Source organism: Azotobacter chroococcum (genome assembly GCF_002220155.1).
Taxonomy (GTDB): Bacteria; Pseudomonadota; Gammaproteobacteria; order Pseudomonadales; family Pseudomonadaceae; genus Azotobacter; species Azotobacter chroococcum.
Genome location: NZ_CP011836.1, coordinates 79,541 through 93,212 on the forward strand (window position 1 = coordinate 79,541; position 13,672 = coordinate 93,212).

Here is a 13,672-nt window from a genome sequence, read left to right on the forward strand (position 1 = left end):
TGAAGCGCTCACGCAATGAAGTACGCACGTATTGAAGTATTGGCCAGCCGATATTTCCGGCTCGAATCGGCAGACTACGCGCAGCGCTCGTTGACTATCGGCTTGCAGATCAGCTGCTTCAATCAGTTCAGGGCGTCTTTCAAGCCCTTGTCTGGCTTGAAGCTCGGCAGCTTAGCGGCAGCGATCTGGATCGCGGCCCCGGTCTGCGGGTTGCGACCTTCGCGGGCAGCACGAGCCTTCACGGTAAAGGTGCCGAACCCCACCAGGGAGACCCCGTTACCCCGTTGCAGAGCCGTGGTAATGCTGGCGGTGAAAGCGTCCAGAGCGCGGGCAGCAGTGACTTTGGGCAGGTCGGTGGCGATCGAGATGACGTCGATGAGTTCGGCTTTGTTCATGGCATGGTCCATGGCAGGGATGTGAAGGCCCAAAGAGCGGGGCGCGGGGTTATTCGGTGAGGGTTATTCGGAAACTTGGCGCACGTCCAGCACGGCCCATACCTCCCAGCCCTTTTTGCGCACGATCTTTTCGGCTTCGAGCTGGGCCTCCAGCGTGCTGAGCGAGCGTGATTGGTACTCGAAGCAAAAGGTTGGGCCGCCGCTGCATTTGCGAACACTCAGTTCTACCTGCATGTAGGAGGGACGCTGTTTGGGTTTGGCGGGTACGGGTTTGGCGGGCGCAAGCCCCAGGGCTTCGAGCCTTCGAGTCGCAACCGAACCACAAGACGGGCAGCCAGAGGCATGGACTCAGGCCAGCAAGTAAGCAATGAAGTGCTTGCGCGTTGAAGTATTGAAGCGAGCGTGCATTGATGCGTGGATGTGAGTACGTATTGAAGTATTGCGTGCTTGGGATTCTCCGGGCCGCTGGCATCCTTGGAGCATCACTACACAGGAGGTCACCCGATGAACCCCAATCAACTCCACACCTACCTGAAACTCTACTCGCTGGCCGGCCCGGTGCTGGAATCGCTCAAGGACCCAACGGCCGATGCCTTCATCTGGAAGCGCCAGCGCAAAGCAGTGGCCATGCTGGTCGACCTCGGCACTGAGATCACCGTCGCCGATGGTGCGTTGTCGTTCGCAGGCTATGTCTGCAAGCTGCTCGCTCCCTACCGAGTCGAGGCGGAAAATATCTGCTGGATTTATCGGGATGCCTAACAGCAGTGGGGGAGCTTCGAGTTGTGCGATCGTGCTGTGGTCTTCGGCCAGGTCCCCCGCCAGAGCCAATATGGAGCAATCGATTTCGCCCTGGATTTCCTTGGGCACAAAGGTACTGCTCCGCTCGATCTGGTCGAGTTCACCAAGAGAACACGGGAGCAGCGGCTCGCCGACGCGATCCAGCACTGGCACCGTGCCGTGAGCCTGATGGGGTCGGTGTCGTGATTATGTATTGATCGCTGGCGCCCTCCGGGAGGGGAGTCAGCCTTGGATGGGAAGGCTCGCTTTCACGTCTGCGAGAAGACGCTTTCCTGTCCGGTTATACTCGCGGGCCGAATTCCAACCTGGATTGAATAATGAACAAAGCTGAGCTGATCGCCGCCGTTGCTGCCTCTGCGGATCTGCCAAAAACGACTGCCACCGCGGTAGTGGACGCCTTCACCGCTGCTATCACCAGCACCTTGCAACAGGGCGAGAATGTCGCCCTGGTTGGTTTCGGCACCTTCGAGGTGAAGGAGCGCGCCGCCCGCGAAGGTCGTAACCCGCAGACCGGGGCCGCGATCCAGATCGCTGCCGCCAAGCTGCCGGGCTTCAAGCCAGGCAAGGGCCTGAAAGACGCCCTGAACTGACTCCCTGCCGGCATAACCCTGCATTGAGTGCTGGCGCCCAACCGGGGACATCCATCCCTGGATGGGAAGGGCGGGCTTGAACAGAAAGGGCCAGGCGGGCGAGAAAGGTCGGTTACCACTCTGGCTGCGACCCCATGATATTGAAGTGTTGAAGCGCTCACGCGTTGAAGTAATGAAGCATTGAAGCCAATGCGTATTGAAGCATGCATGTGGCCCGATAAACCGAGCCGATATTTTTCGGCTCGATTCGGTAGGGGGCGAGCACCGGTGCACCATTGGCTCCGGACTGACGTGGAAACAAGGGTGAGGCCGGAAAACGGCGGCAGAACGCCCTCTTATGGCTCCGGTGCCACGTCGGCTCCAGTGGAGGGGCGGAAGATTTCCTTGAACACCAGCAGCAGATCCAAGGCAAGGGCCAGGCCAATGGCGCCCATGGCGACGGAAAACAGCAGCGCGTACTGGCCGTGGCTGGCGGAGAACAGCGCCGAATAGGCGTAGCCGGCCAGGGCCTGGAAGCTCGCGAAGGACACGGTGGCACGGCTCCAGGTGGCGTTCTGCCGGTGGTGGTCGGCAACCAGCTGATGTACGCGGGCCAGCGCCAGCGGCACGATGCCGGGCGGAAACGACCCTATCACCAGCGCCGCGACGGCCAGCAGGCGCAGGTCGGCGACCGTCGCCAGTACCGCGAGAGCACCGGCCTGGGCCAGCAGCACCAGGCGGATCGCCGAGCGCGCGCCCCAGTGGTCGGCCAGGAAACCATATACCACCGGCCCGGCGATGGCGCCCACCCCGTACAGCGTCCAGATCAGCGCGCCGCTGTGGCTGCCGGCGCCGAGGCCGCGGCTGACGTAATCGACCAGGAACATCATCGGCGCCACCAGGCCGGCGGCCATCAGGGCGTACTGGGCGAACAGCACGTAGAGGCCCGCCGAGCCACGCACGTCGGCGGCGCTCGAGCTGGCCGGCGCATGCGGGCTCTCCTGAGGCCAGCCGAACCAACTGGTGGCGGTCAGCAGCAGCGCCACCCCGCCCAGACCCAGCCAGGCCTGCGACAGGCCGAAGGAGAGCAGGAACGGCACCAGGCTGCCCGAGCCGGCGATGCCCAGGCCGACGCCGAGGAAGATCGCGCCGCTGGCCAGGCCGCGACGGTTCGGCGCGACATGCGGCAGGATGGCGCTTGCCGCGAGCACCATGATCACTCCGCCGGCGATGCCGGACAGCAGCCGCCAGCCGAAAAACCAGGCCATGGACAGCGGTACGGTGCAGGCGAAGAACGACAGGGCCACCAGTACCATCATGGCGCGCAGCACCCCGGTGCTCGACCCGCGGGCGGCGAGCGGCCGTCCTCCCAGCGCTCCGATGAGGTAGCCGGCGAGATTGGCCGCCCCCAGGTAGACCACTGCCGACGGGGAGAACCAGTGCGCGTCGATCAGCGCGGACACCAGGGGGGTGTAGGCGAAGCGGGCGAGGCCGATGCCGACCAGGCTGGCGCACAGGCCGGCCCAGATCGGTAGCCATGGGGAGGTGCGGTTGGCCGTGAGGCTGGAGCATTCGGCATTCATGATGACCCCTTGCGTCTGTCGAGAAGCGCCGTTCGGTAGCGATGGGGGGAATCATAGAAGCGCTGAGCAGTGAAATAATGCAGCGAGTTTCATTCGTACAGATGCAGATTTGCATCACAGGGGGATCGACATGAATTGGGACGATACGCGGATCTTTCTCGCCCTGTGCCGCGAGCAGACCTTGCGGGGCGCGGCCCGGGCGCTGGGCGTCGACCAGGCCACCGTCGGGCGCCGTCTGGCCTCCCTGGAGCACGCTTTGGGTGCCACCCTGTTCCTGCGCACCTCCGGCGGTTACAGCCTGACGGCCGCTGGCGAAGTGGCGATGGCCGCAGCGCTGAACATGGAGTCCTCGGCCGCCGAGCTGCAACGACAGATCCTCGGCATGGATGACCGCATGAGCGGCGTGGTGCGGGTCACCACCACCGACTCGTTCGCCATCGATGTCGTCATCCCGGCGATCGCCCGCCTGCACCAGGCGCAGCCCGGCATCGAGGTGCAACTGCAGGCCTCGACCCAGATGCTCAACCTGAGCAAGCGCGAAGCGGACATCGCGGTGCGCACCCTCAAGCCGGAGAATCCCGATCTGATCGTGCGCCGCGTCGCGCGCTGGAGCAGTGCCATCTTCGCCTCGGCGGACTACGTGCAAGCCCGCGGTGTGCCCGAGCCCGGCACGGCGTTCGCCGGGCATGACCTGGTGCTCTATCAGCCGTATCTGGACAGCGGCAAGGAGGTGACGCTGGGGTCCGAACCGATCACCCATGGCCGCATCGCCATGACCTGCACTTCCGGCCTGCTGGTGCGCCGCGCGCTGGTCAACGGTCTGGGCATCGGCGAGATCCCGCTACCGTTCGGCGCGGCCGACGGTCTGGTGCGTCTGTGGCCCGCACGCGCATGCCCGCCCTACGACATCTGGCTGGTGACCCACAAGGACGTGCGCCATACCGCCAGGGTCCGTGCGGTCATCGACGCCATCGCCGAGACATTCGCTGCAGTATCTGGTTGACCCTTCGTCACCCGGCTGCCAGCTATACCGGATCGAGGCAGAAAATATCGGCTGGGTTTATCGGGATAGACAGGAGGAGTGGTAATGGAGACAGCACGAATACTAATCAGGCCGTTGTCATTGGATGACGTGTCTGCGCTGACGGAGATTCTCAGCGATCCGGAGGTTATGAAGCATTCCGTGCGCGGGGTTTGTGACGAGGCGGCCACTCGAAGGTTCGTAGAATGGTGCTTGGACTGCTACGAATCACATGGCGTAGGTCCATGGGCTCTTATCGAAAAGGAATCGTCCACTCTCATCGGATTCTGCGGGGTAGGGCCGGAGCGCGTAGGAAATGCGGAGGAGATCAATCTCGGATATCGGCTTGCACGGCGGTACTGGGGGATCGGCATCGCCACGGAGGCAGCATGCGCTACTCTCGCCTATGCGTTTGGAACTAAAGCGTTCCGGTCGGTGGTGGCAATTATCGAACCTGAGCACATTGCCTCACTGCGAGTCGCTGAGAAGGCCGGTTTTCATGGTTTCCAGGAGATGGTGTTTCATGGAAAGCCTGTGCGCGTGTATCGCATGACCCAGGACGAGTGGAGTGAGCTGCAAGGCATGCCCCTCCAGCCGATGTCAGGGTACGACGCGGCCCTCCTCAACTGAGCACTTGCTGATTGGCTCCCCAAGCCTGGCGCAGCATCCGCAAAGCTTTGGCAATATCGGGCTCTGGCACGGAGGCAAAGCCCAGTACCAAGCCGGCCCGATCATCCAACGGCGTTTCGCTGTCGGCTAACCAATAATTGCTCAAGCCGTTCAACTCCACCCCTACCTGGTTCGCAGCGGCGATCAGTGCGCGCTCTCGTGCCAAGCTATCGACCCGTACGCAGAGATGCAGGCCGGCATTCACAGCCGGCACTGGCGCACAGCCGGGGACGTCCTCAGGCCAGCCGGCCAACAGCGCATCGCGGCGACTGCGTGCGGCGCGGCGCATGGTACGAATATGTCGCTGGAAATGCCCGGTGGCGATGAATTCGGCCATCACTGCCTGGGTACCGATCTCCGAATGACGCATATCCAGAGCACGGCGGCGGGCAAAGAGTGGTGCCAGGGCCAGAGGCAACACGAGATAGCCCAAGCGCAGCGCAGGAAAAGCAATCTTGCAGAAGGTGCCAACGTAGAGCACTCGGCCTTGGCGGTCGAGAGCAGCCAATGGGGCTAAGGGGGTGCCGCTGTAGCGGTACTCCCCGTCGTAGTCATCCTCGACTATCCAGCTGTCACGCTCTGCCCAGTCCAGCAGTTCCAGGCGCCGTGCCAGGGACAGGGTGACTCCCGTGGGGTATTGGTGTGAAGGAGTGACATAGGCTAGGCGACAGCTACCGACCTGCGCCAAAGCCGCGGTATCCAATCCCTCGGCATCCACTGCGATGCCTTTCAGCTGTGCGCCAGCCATAGCGAAAGCATGCCCGGCCGCGCGGTAACCGGGATTCTCGATAGCCACCTGATCGCCTGGTTCTACAAGCAATTGGGCACATAGGCTGATGGCCTGCTGGGCCCCGCAAGTCACGACTATCTGTGCCGGGTCGCAGTGCAGGCCACGGCTGTTGCGCAGGTAGGCGGCGATCAGCTCCCGCAGTTGCGGATCCCCGGCTGGGTCTCCGTAGCCCAAGCGCGCCGGTGAAGGTTTGCGCCAGAAGCGTGCCGAGAGCCGCGCCCAGATCTCGAAGGGAAATAGGTCGAGGGCTGGAATCCCTACGCGGAAGGCCCTGGGTGCTCCCTCCGCAGGCGCGGGAAGATGGTGCACCTGCAGACGTTGCAGGGCCTTGCTCGGTGTGGGACTGAGAGCCTGGATAGGAGTTGGGCGAATCACGCTGACCAGTTCAACGACATAGGTGCCGTTACCGATATGCCCCTCTATATAGCCCTCAGCATACAGCTGGTCGAAGGCGCGGGTTACCGTGTTGCGTGAAATACCCAGCAGCTGCGAAAGGTCGCGGCTTGCCGGTAGCCGTGTGCCGCCCGGCAGACGGCCATCGAGAATGCGCTCGCGCAGGGCCTGGTACAGCTGACGTGCCAGACCGCCGCCAGGATCAAGCTGGATACCGGAGAGATCGACTGGCAACGGCGGGGAAGGCGGCATGGATTGGACCCATCAAAGTCACAGTAAATGGATCTTACAACAGGCCAATATCCTGTCTAGCATGGCTCCATGCTTGCCAGGAGAACCAGCATGTACTTGCCCGCCGCCTTCCGCCAGGATGACCTCACTGAGTTGCATCGACAGATCACTAACAGCCGACTCGCCACTGTGGTCAGCCATGGCCCAGGTGGTCTGCAGGCTAGCCACTTACCGCTGCTGTTGGTCGCCGACGAAGGCAAGTACGGCACGCTCTACGGCCACTTTGCCAAGGCCAATCCGCACTGGTGCGACTTGGCTACAGGCAGCGAGGCGCTGGTGATCTTCAGTGGCCCGGACGCCTACATCAGCCCGTCGTGGTATCCGACCAAGGCCGAGCACGGCAAGGTGGTGCCGACTTGGAACTATATCGCTGTGCACGCGCAGGGCCAGGCTGAGGTGTTCGACGATCCTGGGCAGCTGCTGCAGTTACTTGGCCGTCTCAGCGCCCACCATGAGGCTGCCCGCCCGCACCCTTGGGCAATCGATGACGCCCCGAGCGACTACCTAGACGGCATGCTCCGCGCCATCGTCGGTTTCGCCCTGCCGATCCGGCGCCTGGAGGGCAAGTGGAAGCTCAGCCAGAACCGCCCTGATGTCGACCGCCAGGGAGTATGGAAAGAACTAGGCGCCAGCTCCGACGAACGCGACCGCGAACTGGCTCGGCACATGGCTATCGATCACTGAACAACACGACGATATCGCTATGATTCAAGAGCCCCAACTCGACTGGCAACCCGCGCGCGCCCCTTCCCGTGCACCCCTGAGTGGCCTGTACGTGCGGCTAGAACCCTTGGATGTCGCACGCCATGGTGGAGACCTGTGGCAGGCTCTGCAGGGGCCGGATTCCGACCCATTGCTGTGGAACTACTTGCCCTACGGTCCCTTCTCCGAGCGCATCTCCTTCGACGCTTGGCTATCGACCAACCAATCTAGTGTCGATCCGCTGTTCTTCAGCGTCATCGACCTTGCCAGACAGCGTGCTATGGGGCTGCTCAGCCTCCTGCGCATCGCCCCCAAGGATGGCAGTATCGAGATCGGCCATGTCGCTTTCGGCCAGGCTATGCAACACACTCCAGGCTCCACCGAGGCGATCTGGCTGTTGGCTTGCCTCGCCATGGAGGAGCTGGGTTATCGACGCTTGGAATGGAAGTGCAACGCACTCAATAACCGCTCCACGCGAGCGGCCAGGCGTTTAGGCTTCGTCTACGAAGGGCTGTTTCGCCAGCACATGGTGGTCAAGGGGCGCAACCGTGATACGGCCTGGTTTTCCATCCTCGACATAGAATGGCCACGCTGCCGAAATGCTTTCGAGCGTTGGTTGGCCCCCGACAACTTCGATGCCAAGGGCCGACAGAAGCGGCGTCTGGAAGATCTGCGTAAATGAGAACAGCCTTGGATGGCCGGGCGGCACTGCACCAGCCCGGTGGCGGGTGTCTGTTACTGGCCGGTCGCCAAGGGGACTTCCCCCAGTACGCACCAGGCGATTTCGGCGTGATCGCTGCTCAGGCGGCCGATGATTGCGCTTTCCCACGCGTCCGGATCGGGAATGCAGAGGCCGTCCTCGTTGGTGAGGCGCAGCACGCACCCATCCGGCAGGGTCAGGTCCAGCGCCCTGCAGTCACCGCCGGTCCAGACTTCCCCGAAGCCGTAGACAGCAGGATCCACCTCGTAGCCGCCGCAGGGGGAGAGGTAGGGATTGCGGATTTCGACACTTTGGTGGAAGAACGCCAGCAGGGCGGGATCGTAGGGGGCCTTATCGTTCAGGCCGGATTCGCTGATCAGGTACATCGCTTGCGCTCCTCGTGAGTGGCAGCCACTTGCTGCAGGCCTTCAAGCTGCCATGGTCACGGGAGAACCCAAGTCGGGCCTGTTCACCCGGCCCGGCTTGGGCGCGCAGGGCGGCCGGCAGGTGGCCTGGTGCTGCTGGCGCTCGAGTAGTGGAGCCTGCGCCAGCGGGAAAGATTGTCCTCACTCGCCGCCGGCGGGCTCCGATACCGACAGCGCCTTGAACACCACCTCGCGCTCGAAGGTGCCCAGGAAGGCGGACCACTCCTCCATCAGCGCCCGGCGCTTGTCCAGCAGATCGCCGCGGTTGTAGGCCGCCTCCACCTTGCTCTCCAGGGTGTGCGCCAGCGCCATCTCGCAGACCTCGCGCGGATGGTTGGTCTGCTCGGCGGCCCAGGTCCGGAAGGTCGAGCGGAAGCCGTGGGGCACGCAATTCTCGGCCCCGGCGGCATCGAGCACGCGGCGCAGGGCGTTGCCCGGGAGGGGGCCGGTGCGCCGCGCATTGAGGAAAACAAAATCCCGGTGATTGCCCCGCACCTGTTCCAGGACCTCGAGCATGGCCTCGGTGAGCGGAACCCGGTGAGTGCGTTTGGCCTTCATCCGCTGCGCCGGGATGGTCCAGATCCGGGCGTCCAGATCGAACTCCTCCCAGCGGGCGCCGCACACCTCGCCGCTGCGGGTGGCCGTGAGGATCAGCAGTTCACAGGCACGGGCGGCCGGGCTCGGCATCCGATCGAGCCGGTGCAGCAGCGCCGGTACCTGCTCGGCCGGCAGGGCGGGGAAGGGCAGGGTGCTGCGCTTGTGGCGCGGCAGGAGCTTGTCGAGGTGGCCACGCCAGCGCGCCGGGTTCTCTCCCGTGCGGAGCTGGCGGGCCTTGGCGGCATCGAGGATCAGCTCGATGCGGTTGCGCACCCGGGTGGCGGTGACCGGCGTCGTCGACCAGATCGGCGCCAGCACATCGAGCACCAGGTCGGTGTCGACCTGCGCCACCGGCAGCTCGCCGATCCGGGGGTAGACGTGGGTGCCCAGGCTGTTGCGCCACTGCACGGCATGGCGTGGGCTCCAGGACGGGGCGTGGGTGCGCAGGAACAGCTCGGCCTCGGTCTTGAAGGTCGTGCCCTTGCGCCGCTTCGCCCGCGCCTCATGCTGCAACTGGTGACGCTTGCCGAGCGGGTCGATGCCTTGGGCCAATTCTAGGCGCGCTTTATCCGCGGCCAGTCGGGCATCGCGCAGCGAGACCGCCGGGAAGGAACCCAGGCCCATGTCGCGGCGGTCACTCTGGAAGCTGTAGCGGAACACCCAGCTTTTCGTGCCGCCGGCGGTGACCTTCAGAAACAGGCCCCGGCCGTCCTGGTAGGTTCCGGGACTGTTGGTTTCCTTGACGAGCTTCGGTGTCAGTTTGCTCATGATGATTCAACCGGGCTGGTGGGCGATGGCAATCGGTGGAGAACGGGTTTGCAGGAAATCCTATTGGTGGCTGGCGCAGATCCCAGCGTACTGTACGCAGATCCTTTATCCGCGTACAAATCGCCTGTAGGCCTTAGAAACTTGAGATTCTATCCGCTGCCTGCAGGGCAGTCCCACACTTTCCCCCACGCTGGGTTTCCCCCATCGGGGCCGGCCCGCTGGCGCGAGCCAGGCACCCAACCAGGAGGAGGAGCCGGTTCCCAGCTGGTCTCCTCGGTCAGTGGGGCGAGCGCTTGCCGAGGGCGCGGCCGAGCCGAAATGCCACCCAGGCCCAGTAGTCGAGAACCGTATCGTCCTCGCCGATCGAGAATGCCCAGGTCGTCTTGTTGAACAGCGGATGCTCGTTTTTTCCGGATTGCCGGTACTTGTCTTCCAACTGTTCGGCAGTCAGGCCGGCATCTTTCAAATAGGGGGTCATCAACTCGACCTCGCTCGGAAGTTTCTTTTCACCGATGCGAAAGGCCAGCCAGGCCGGATTTACTTGAATAAAGCGGGCAATCTTTTCAATGTCGGGAAGGATGGGCTGAGTCGATCCATTGGCATAATCGGCGAGCACCTGTTCGCAAATACCCGTACCGATGGAAATATCATGCGGAGTATAACCAGCTCCATAAATGCAGGACTTCAACCGATTGGCGAAGCACCGAACTGGTGCAACTACTGATAATGAGGTGAAACACTTTGACGCCCTCGCTGTCCGTGCGAGTTTACTAATCTTTTAAAAAGTAATGTCATGCTGCTGTATATCGGCAGTCCGGGTGGCGGAAAAACGATTTCACCCACTCCGGCAACTTCTGGATTCTGCGCAGCGCGCCCAGGGCCAACTTCTTCATTTCCTCCCGGTTCTGCACAAGACGCCTGGACACACTGCGCTTGACGTGCCCCCAGACCTGCTCGTCCGGGTTCAGCTGTGGCGAGTACGGGGGCAGATAGAAGAGTTTCAGGCGCCCCGCCTGTTCTTCGACGAACGCCCTGACCAGCCGGGCCTTGTGCACCGGATGGCCATCGACGATCACGAAGACCGGCTGCTCGGCACCGATCAGCAGGCGCTTGAGAAACTCGCGGAACACGCTGGCCGTCACCGTCCCGTCGTGCAGCATGAAGCGGAACACGCCGCGCGTCCCGACCGCCGACAGCATGTTCACCGAGAAGCGTCGGCCGGTCACCTCGACCACCGGCGTTTCCCCCTGCGGTGCCCAGGTCGTGCCGGCATGGTAGTCGGAGCGCAGGCCCGACTCGTCCGCGAAGTAGATCCTTGCCCCCGCTGCACGGGCCTCGGCCCGAATCGCCGGGTAGGTCTCGTTTTCCCACTGGCGCACCAGCGCTGCATCCTGCTGCCAGGCGCGATACAAGGGTTTTTGCGCGGTGAAGCCGAGCAGCTTCATGACTCGGCTCACGGCGGACAGTGACAGCGTCTTGCCGAACTGGCGGCGGATCAGTTCGGCGATCAGCGAGAGGGTCCACAGGCCGAATTCGAAGCGGTATTGCAGCGGCGAGTGATCCCGAACGGCCTGTGCCAGCCAGCGCATTTCCTCGGCACTGATCCTGGGCGGACGTCCGGGAACCGGCTTGGCGAGCAGGGCGTTCTGTCCGCCATTGGCGAAGTCGGACAGCCAGCGAAAGACGCTGCGGATATTGACGCCGAAGGCGGCCGCCACGCTTTGGACGGTCTGCCCTTCGCGAACGGCCTTGATCGCCTGTTGACGCATGACCTGGAGGGAGTGGTGGTCGATTGCCCGACCATCGGAGTTTCGTTTGCATTTCATCGGGGTATTGTCTCTCAATATGACAATACTTTCGATAGGCTTAGTAATGTTCAGCTGTATTTTTACCGGCGACTCACCTTCTTTGATCAACTCTTTATCGCTGTAAGCTCGAACAATTGCTGTTTTGCTCATATTTGTTGGGGACTCACTTAAACCACTAGCACTCATAGCGCCGCAGATCAGGCGGCGGTCTGTGCGGCCAGGATTAGCGATACTGGTTTACCGCGTTGTGGATGTATTGTTTCGACAAGCCTCGACAGGCACAGGCCGTTGGCCAAAAGAAGCTTGATCCAGCTTTCTAACGTTCTGAAGTACCAAGGCGCAGGGTCGCTGAAGGCATCACTGAATCCAGCCCAAGAGCCGGGTCGCCAGCCATCGACGTAGGGGGCATCACCACAAGCGACGAGAGGATGCAGTGTCTGCACCAGTAATGTTCCCTGCCGCTGGAGTAGATTCGGCACGCTTCGGATCAGCCCATCCACAGATTCGTCGCCAAACAGCGAGAAGTTGCACACAACGACATCTGCGCGTGCGTCTAAGCACCCTGCTGCAATTTCTTCGTATGACAACCAGCGGTAGTCACCTGGATCAGCTTGACGTGCGGCCTCCACTAGCGCCCCTACTGCATCGACACCTAGCGTATTGATCCCGTGGCTGCGCAGCTTGCGGCAGAGCCAGCCTTCACCGCAGCCCAAGTCGATGACACTCTCTGGCATGCAGGCCAGAACGGCATCAGTGATTGCGCGGTCCGTAACCAAGCGGCGGCTCTCGATTTCAGCGCCGCGCACAGCCTCCACCCAAGGTGAGGCATTGCGCTCCCACGAGTCGATGATTTTATGGTCACTCAAGGGTTAATGCTCATCACGTCTCTATCAAGGTGGTTGCGATCTCTTAGAGCCCCAATCCTACTCTGTGAGGCAACCACAGCGAGCGGGACTTGGCAACAAGAGCACAGGCTCAGCGCACTTCTTGAGAGCCGGCCAGTTGCGTTTGCCCTGGCCGATAAGCCGCATGCGCCTCCGGCCTGTTTCAAGTTGCAGCCCAGGGCGGGCTGAGGGTGACTACAAGAGCACAGGAGTATGCGGCGGCTGCCCTGCCGTAAACGCCTCGATATTGGCCAGGACACAGGCCTCCTGCTCCTGCGCCGCCTCGAGGGTGCTGCCGCCGATATGCGGCGTCAGGGCCACGTGGGGGAGCTCGAAGAGTTCGCTGGGTATCGAGGGCTCATGCTCGTAGACATCCAGTCCCGCGCCGGCGATCTGGCCGGTTTTCAAGGCATGCACCAGGGCCCTCTCGTCCACGGTCGTCCCGCGAGAAACGTTGATCAAAAATCCTTGCGGGCCCAGTGCCTGCAGCACAGCAGCGTCGATCGCATGGTAGGTGCTGGCGTCTGCCCGCATGGACACGACCAGCACATCCGCCCAGGTGGCCAGTTGCACGATGGAGTCGAAATACGGGTAGGGAACCTCCGGGCGGGCCTTCCTGCCGTGGTAGCCGACCGCCATGTCGAAGGCCGCGGCGCGCCTGGCGACGTTCAGGCCGATGGCGCCCAGGCCGCAGATGCCCAGCCTGCGACCGGTCAATCCGCGCACGGGTTGCATACGCTCGCCGGCGTTGCCTTGCCAGCGCCCGGCCTCCAGGTATTCGCGGGCGGAGGAAAGGTTCCTGATGCTCGAGATCAGCAGGCCCATCGCCAGATCGGCCACGCTTCTGGCGTTCGCCGCGGGACTGTTGGTCACGACGATGCCGCGCTCCCTGGCGTGATCCAGGTCGATGCCGTCGTAGCCGCTGCCCAGGCAGCAGATCAGTCCCAGTCGCGGGAGCCGGGCCAGCGCCGCCGCCGGCATGCGCGTCGAGCCGAAGGCGACGACGATGCGGATGTCCCCGGCCAGCTCTGGCGGCAGCGCGGCGATCGCCGCGTCGAAGTCGGCGGTCTCCGCCTCGATCACCCTGAAGCGGGCTTTGAGGTGTTCATGAAATGGCTCGGAAACACGTGAGGCAAGGAGAATGGTGGGCTGCATGGAGGTTTCTCGTTGGGAGCGATTGCAAGGGTGAGTGCAAAACGACGACTGATAGCATGCCCTCCCATCGCCCCTGCCGTCACCGCTTTGCATAGACGGCACCACGCGCGGCAGAGCAGTCGAG

17 protein-coding genes are annotated in these 13,672 nt (G+C 62.9%); 7 read left to right on the forward strand and 10 right to left on the reverse strand.

The genetic code is table 11. The features are described from left to right. Positions 1-122 precede the first annotated feature (122 nt). Positions 123-395 carry an HU family DNA-binding protein gene (locus ACG10_RS21705; protein WP_089169998.1) on the reverse strand — a complete coding sequence of 91 codons (273 nt, stop codon included), beginning with the start codon at positions 393-395 and terminating at the stop codon, positions 123-125. A gap of 63 nt (positions 396-458) precedes the next feature. Continuing rightward, positions 459-629 carry a hypothetical protein gene (locus tag ACG10_RS21710; RefSeq protein WP_232487293.1) on the reverse strand — a complete coding sequence of 57 codons (171 nt, stop codon included), beginning with the start codon at positions 627-629 and terminating at the stop codon, positions 459-461. 270 nt (positions 630-899) lie between these two features. On the opposite strand from ACG10_RS21710, the gene ACG10_RS21715 reads away from it, so the two are divergent. The 3 genes from ACG10_RS21715 to ACG10_RS21725 all read left to right on the forward strand — a co-directional run bounded on the left by ACG10_RS21715 (position 900) and on the right by ACG10_RS21725 (position 1,783). Continuing rightward, entirely contained in the window at positions 900-1,154 is a 255-nt protein-coding gene (locus ACG10_RS21715; protein WP_089170000.1) for a hypothetical protein, read from the forward strand. A 21-nt stretch (positions 1,155-1,175) separates the two neighbouring features. Continuing rightward, the gene (locus ACG10_RS21720; protein ID WP_089170001.1) at positions 1,176-1,379 is read left to right on the forward strand and encodes a hypothetical protein; all 204 of its coding nucleotides are present in this window, start codon (positions 1,176-1,178) and stop codon (positions 1,377-1,379) included. Positions 1,380-1,510: 131 nt separating this feature from the next. Further along, a complete protein-coding gene (locus ACG10_RS21725) occupies positions 1,511-1,783 on the forward strand; it encodes an HU family DNA-binding protein (protein WP_040107271.1) in 273 nt (90 codons plus the stop codon). 335 nt (positions 1,784-2,118) lie between these two features. Here ACG10_RS21725 and ACG10_RS21730 read toward each other — a convergent pair whose 3' ends face one another. Then, positions 2,119-3,345 carry a YbfB/YjiJ family MFS transporter gene (locus ACG10_RS21730; protein ID WP_089170002.1) on the reverse strand — a complete coding sequence of 409 codons (1,227 nt, stop codon included), beginning with the start codon at positions 3,343-3,345 and terminating at the stop codon, positions 2,119-2,121. Between the two features lie 130 nt (positions 3,346-3,475). Between ACG10_RS21730 and ACG10_RS21735 the strand changes: the two genes are divergently transcribed. Both ACG10_RS21735 and ACG10_RS21740 read left to right on the forward strand, forming a co-directional pair. Further along, positions 3,476-4,348, forward strand: coding sequence for a LysR family transcriptional regulator (locus ACG10_RS21735; RefSeq protein ID WP_089170003.1), 873 nt, complete (start codon positions 3,476-3,478; stop codon positions 4,346-4,348). A gap of 84 nt (positions 4,349-4,432) precedes the next feature. Further along, complete coding sequence (locus ACG10_RS21740) at positions 4,433-4,996, forward strand: GNAT family N-acetyltransferase (protein WP_089170004.1); 564 nt, start codon at positions 4,433-4,435, stop codon at positions 4,994-4,996. On the opposite strand, the gene pdxR is transcribed toward ACG10_RS21740, so the two are convergent. Further along, the gene (gene pdxR / locus ACG10_RS21745; protein WP_089170005.1) at positions 4,989-6,470 is read right to left on the reverse strand and encodes a MocR-like pyridoxine biosynthesis transcription factor PdxR; all 1,482 of its coding nucleotides are present in this window, start codon (positions 6,468-6,470) and stop codon (positions 4,989-4,991) included. The two genes, ACG10_RS21740 and pdxR, sit on opposite strands and share 8 nt — an antisense overlap. Positions 6,471-6,560: 90 nt before the next feature. Here pdxR and ACG10_RS21750 point away from each other — a divergent pair, with 90 nt between their 5' ends. Continuing rightward, positions 6,561-7,193, forward strand: a complete 633-nt coding sequence (locus tag ACG10_RS21750) for an FMN-binding negative transcriptional regulator (RefSeq protein ID WP_089170006.1) — start codon at positions 6,561-6,563, stop codon at positions 7,191-7,193. A gap of 22 nt (positions 7,194-7,215) precedes the next feature. Next, a complete protein-coding gene (locus ACG10_RS21755; protein ID WP_089170149.1) occupies positions 7,216-7,893 on the forward strand; it encodes a GNAT family N-acetyltransferase in 678 nt (225 codons plus the stop codon). 53 nt (positions 7,894-7,946) lie between these two features. Here ACG10_RS21755 and ACG10_RS21760 read toward each other — a convergent pair whose 3' ends face one another. From ACG10_RS21760 to ACG10_RS21785, 6 genes are all read right to left on the reverse strand, one after another. Then, positions 7,947-8,297 carry a hypothetical protein gene (locus ACG10_RS21760; RefSeq protein ID WP_089170007.1) on the reverse strand — a complete coding sequence of 117 codons (351 nt, stop codon included), beginning with the start codon at positions 8,295-8,297 and terminating at the stop codon, positions 7,947-7,949. Positions 8,298-8,477: 180 nt separating this feature from the next. Further along, positions 8,478-9,701, reverse strand: coding sequence for a tyrosine-type recombinase/integrase (locus tag ACG10_RS21765; protein WP_089170008.1), 1,224 nt, complete (start codon positions 9,699-9,701; stop codon positions 8,478-8,480). Positions 9,702-9,978: 277 nt separating this feature from the next. Beyond that, entirely contained in the window at positions 9,979-10,317 is a 339-nt protein-coding gene (locus ACG10_RS21770) for a hypothetical protein (RefSeq protein ID WP_089170009.1), read from the reverse strand. Between the two features lie 175 nt (positions 10,318-10,492). Next, entirely contained in the window at positions 10,493-11,527 is a 1,035-nt protein-coding gene (locus ACG10_RS21775) for an IS630 family transposase (protein WP_089170010.1), read from the reverse strand. Positions 11,528-11,706: 179 nt separating this feature from the next. Beyond that, positions 11,707-12,375 carry a class I SAM-dependent methyltransferase gene (locus tag ACG10_RS21780; RefSeq protein WP_089170011.1) on the reverse strand — a complete coding sequence of 223 codons (669 nt, stop codon included), beginning with the start codon at positions 12,373-12,375 and terminating at the stop codon, positions 11,707-11,709. A 213-nt stretch (positions 12,376-12,588) separates the two neighbouring features. Further along, entirely contained in the window at positions 12,589-13,548 is a 960-nt protein-coding gene (locus ACG10_RS21785; protein ID WP_089170012.1) for a 2-hydroxyacid dehydrogenase, read from the reverse strand. Positions 13,549-13,672 lie beyond the last annotated feature (124 nt).

What these genes read in the sequence shown, in the direction of transcription:
- ACG10_RS21705 (WP_089169998.1), bottom strand. Translation starts at nt 395, where the DNA reads ATGAACAAAGCCGAACTCATCGACGTCATCTCGATCGCCACCGACCTG.
- pdxR (WP_089170005.1), bottom strand. Translation starts at nt 6,470, where the DNA reads ATGCCGCCTTCCCCGCCGTTGCCAGTCGATCTCTCCGGTATCCAGCTT.
- ACG10_RS21760 (WP_089170007.1), bottom strand. Translation starts at nt 8,297, where the DNA reads ATGTACCTGATCAGCGAATCCGGCCTGAACGATAAGGCCCCCTACGAT.
- ACG10_RS21775 (WP_089170010.1), bottom strand. Translation starts at nt 11,527, where the DNA reads ATGAAATGCAAACGAAACTCCGATGGTCGGGCAATCGACCACCACTCC.
- ACG10_RS21740 (WP_089170004.1), top strand. Translation starts at nt 4,433, where the DNA reads ATGGAGACAGCACGAATACTAATCAGGCCGTTGTCATTGGATGACGTG.
- ACG10_RS21710 (WP_232487293.1), bottom strand. Translation starts at nt 629, where the DNA reads ATGCAGGTAGAACTGAGTGTTCGCAAATGCAGCGGCGGCCCAACCTTT.
- ACG10_RS21730 (WP_089170002.1), bottom strand. Translation starts at nt 3,345, where the DNA reads ATGAATGCCGAATGCTCCAGCCTCACGGCCAACCGCACCTCCCCATGG.
- ACG10_RS21750 (WP_089170006.1), top strand. Translation starts at nt 6,561, where the DNA reads ATGTACTTGCCCGCCGCCTTCCGCCAGGATGACCTCACTGAGTTGCAT.
- ACG10_RS21715 (WP_089170000.1), top strand. Translation starts at nt 900, where the DNA reads ATGAACCCCAATCAACTCCACACCTACCTGAAACTCTACTCGCTGGCC.
- ACG10_RS21765 (WP_089170008.1), bottom strand. Translation starts at nt 9,701, where the DNA reads ATGAGCAAACTGACACCGAAGCTCGTCAAGGAAACCAACAGTCCCGGA.
- ACG10_RS21725 (WP_040107271.1), top strand. Translation starts at nt 1,511, where the DNA reads ATGAACAAAGCTGAGCTGATCGCCGCCGTTGCTGCCTCTGCGGATCTG.
- ACG10_RS21785 (WP_089170012.1), bottom strand. Translation starts at nt 13,548, where the DNA reads ATGCAGCCCACCATTCTCCTTGCCTCACGTGTTTCCGAGCCATTTCAT.
- ACG10_RS21735 (WP_089170003.1), top strand. Translation starts at nt 3,476, where the DNA reads ATGAATTGGGACGATACGCGGATCTTTCTCGCCCTGTGCCGCGAGCAG.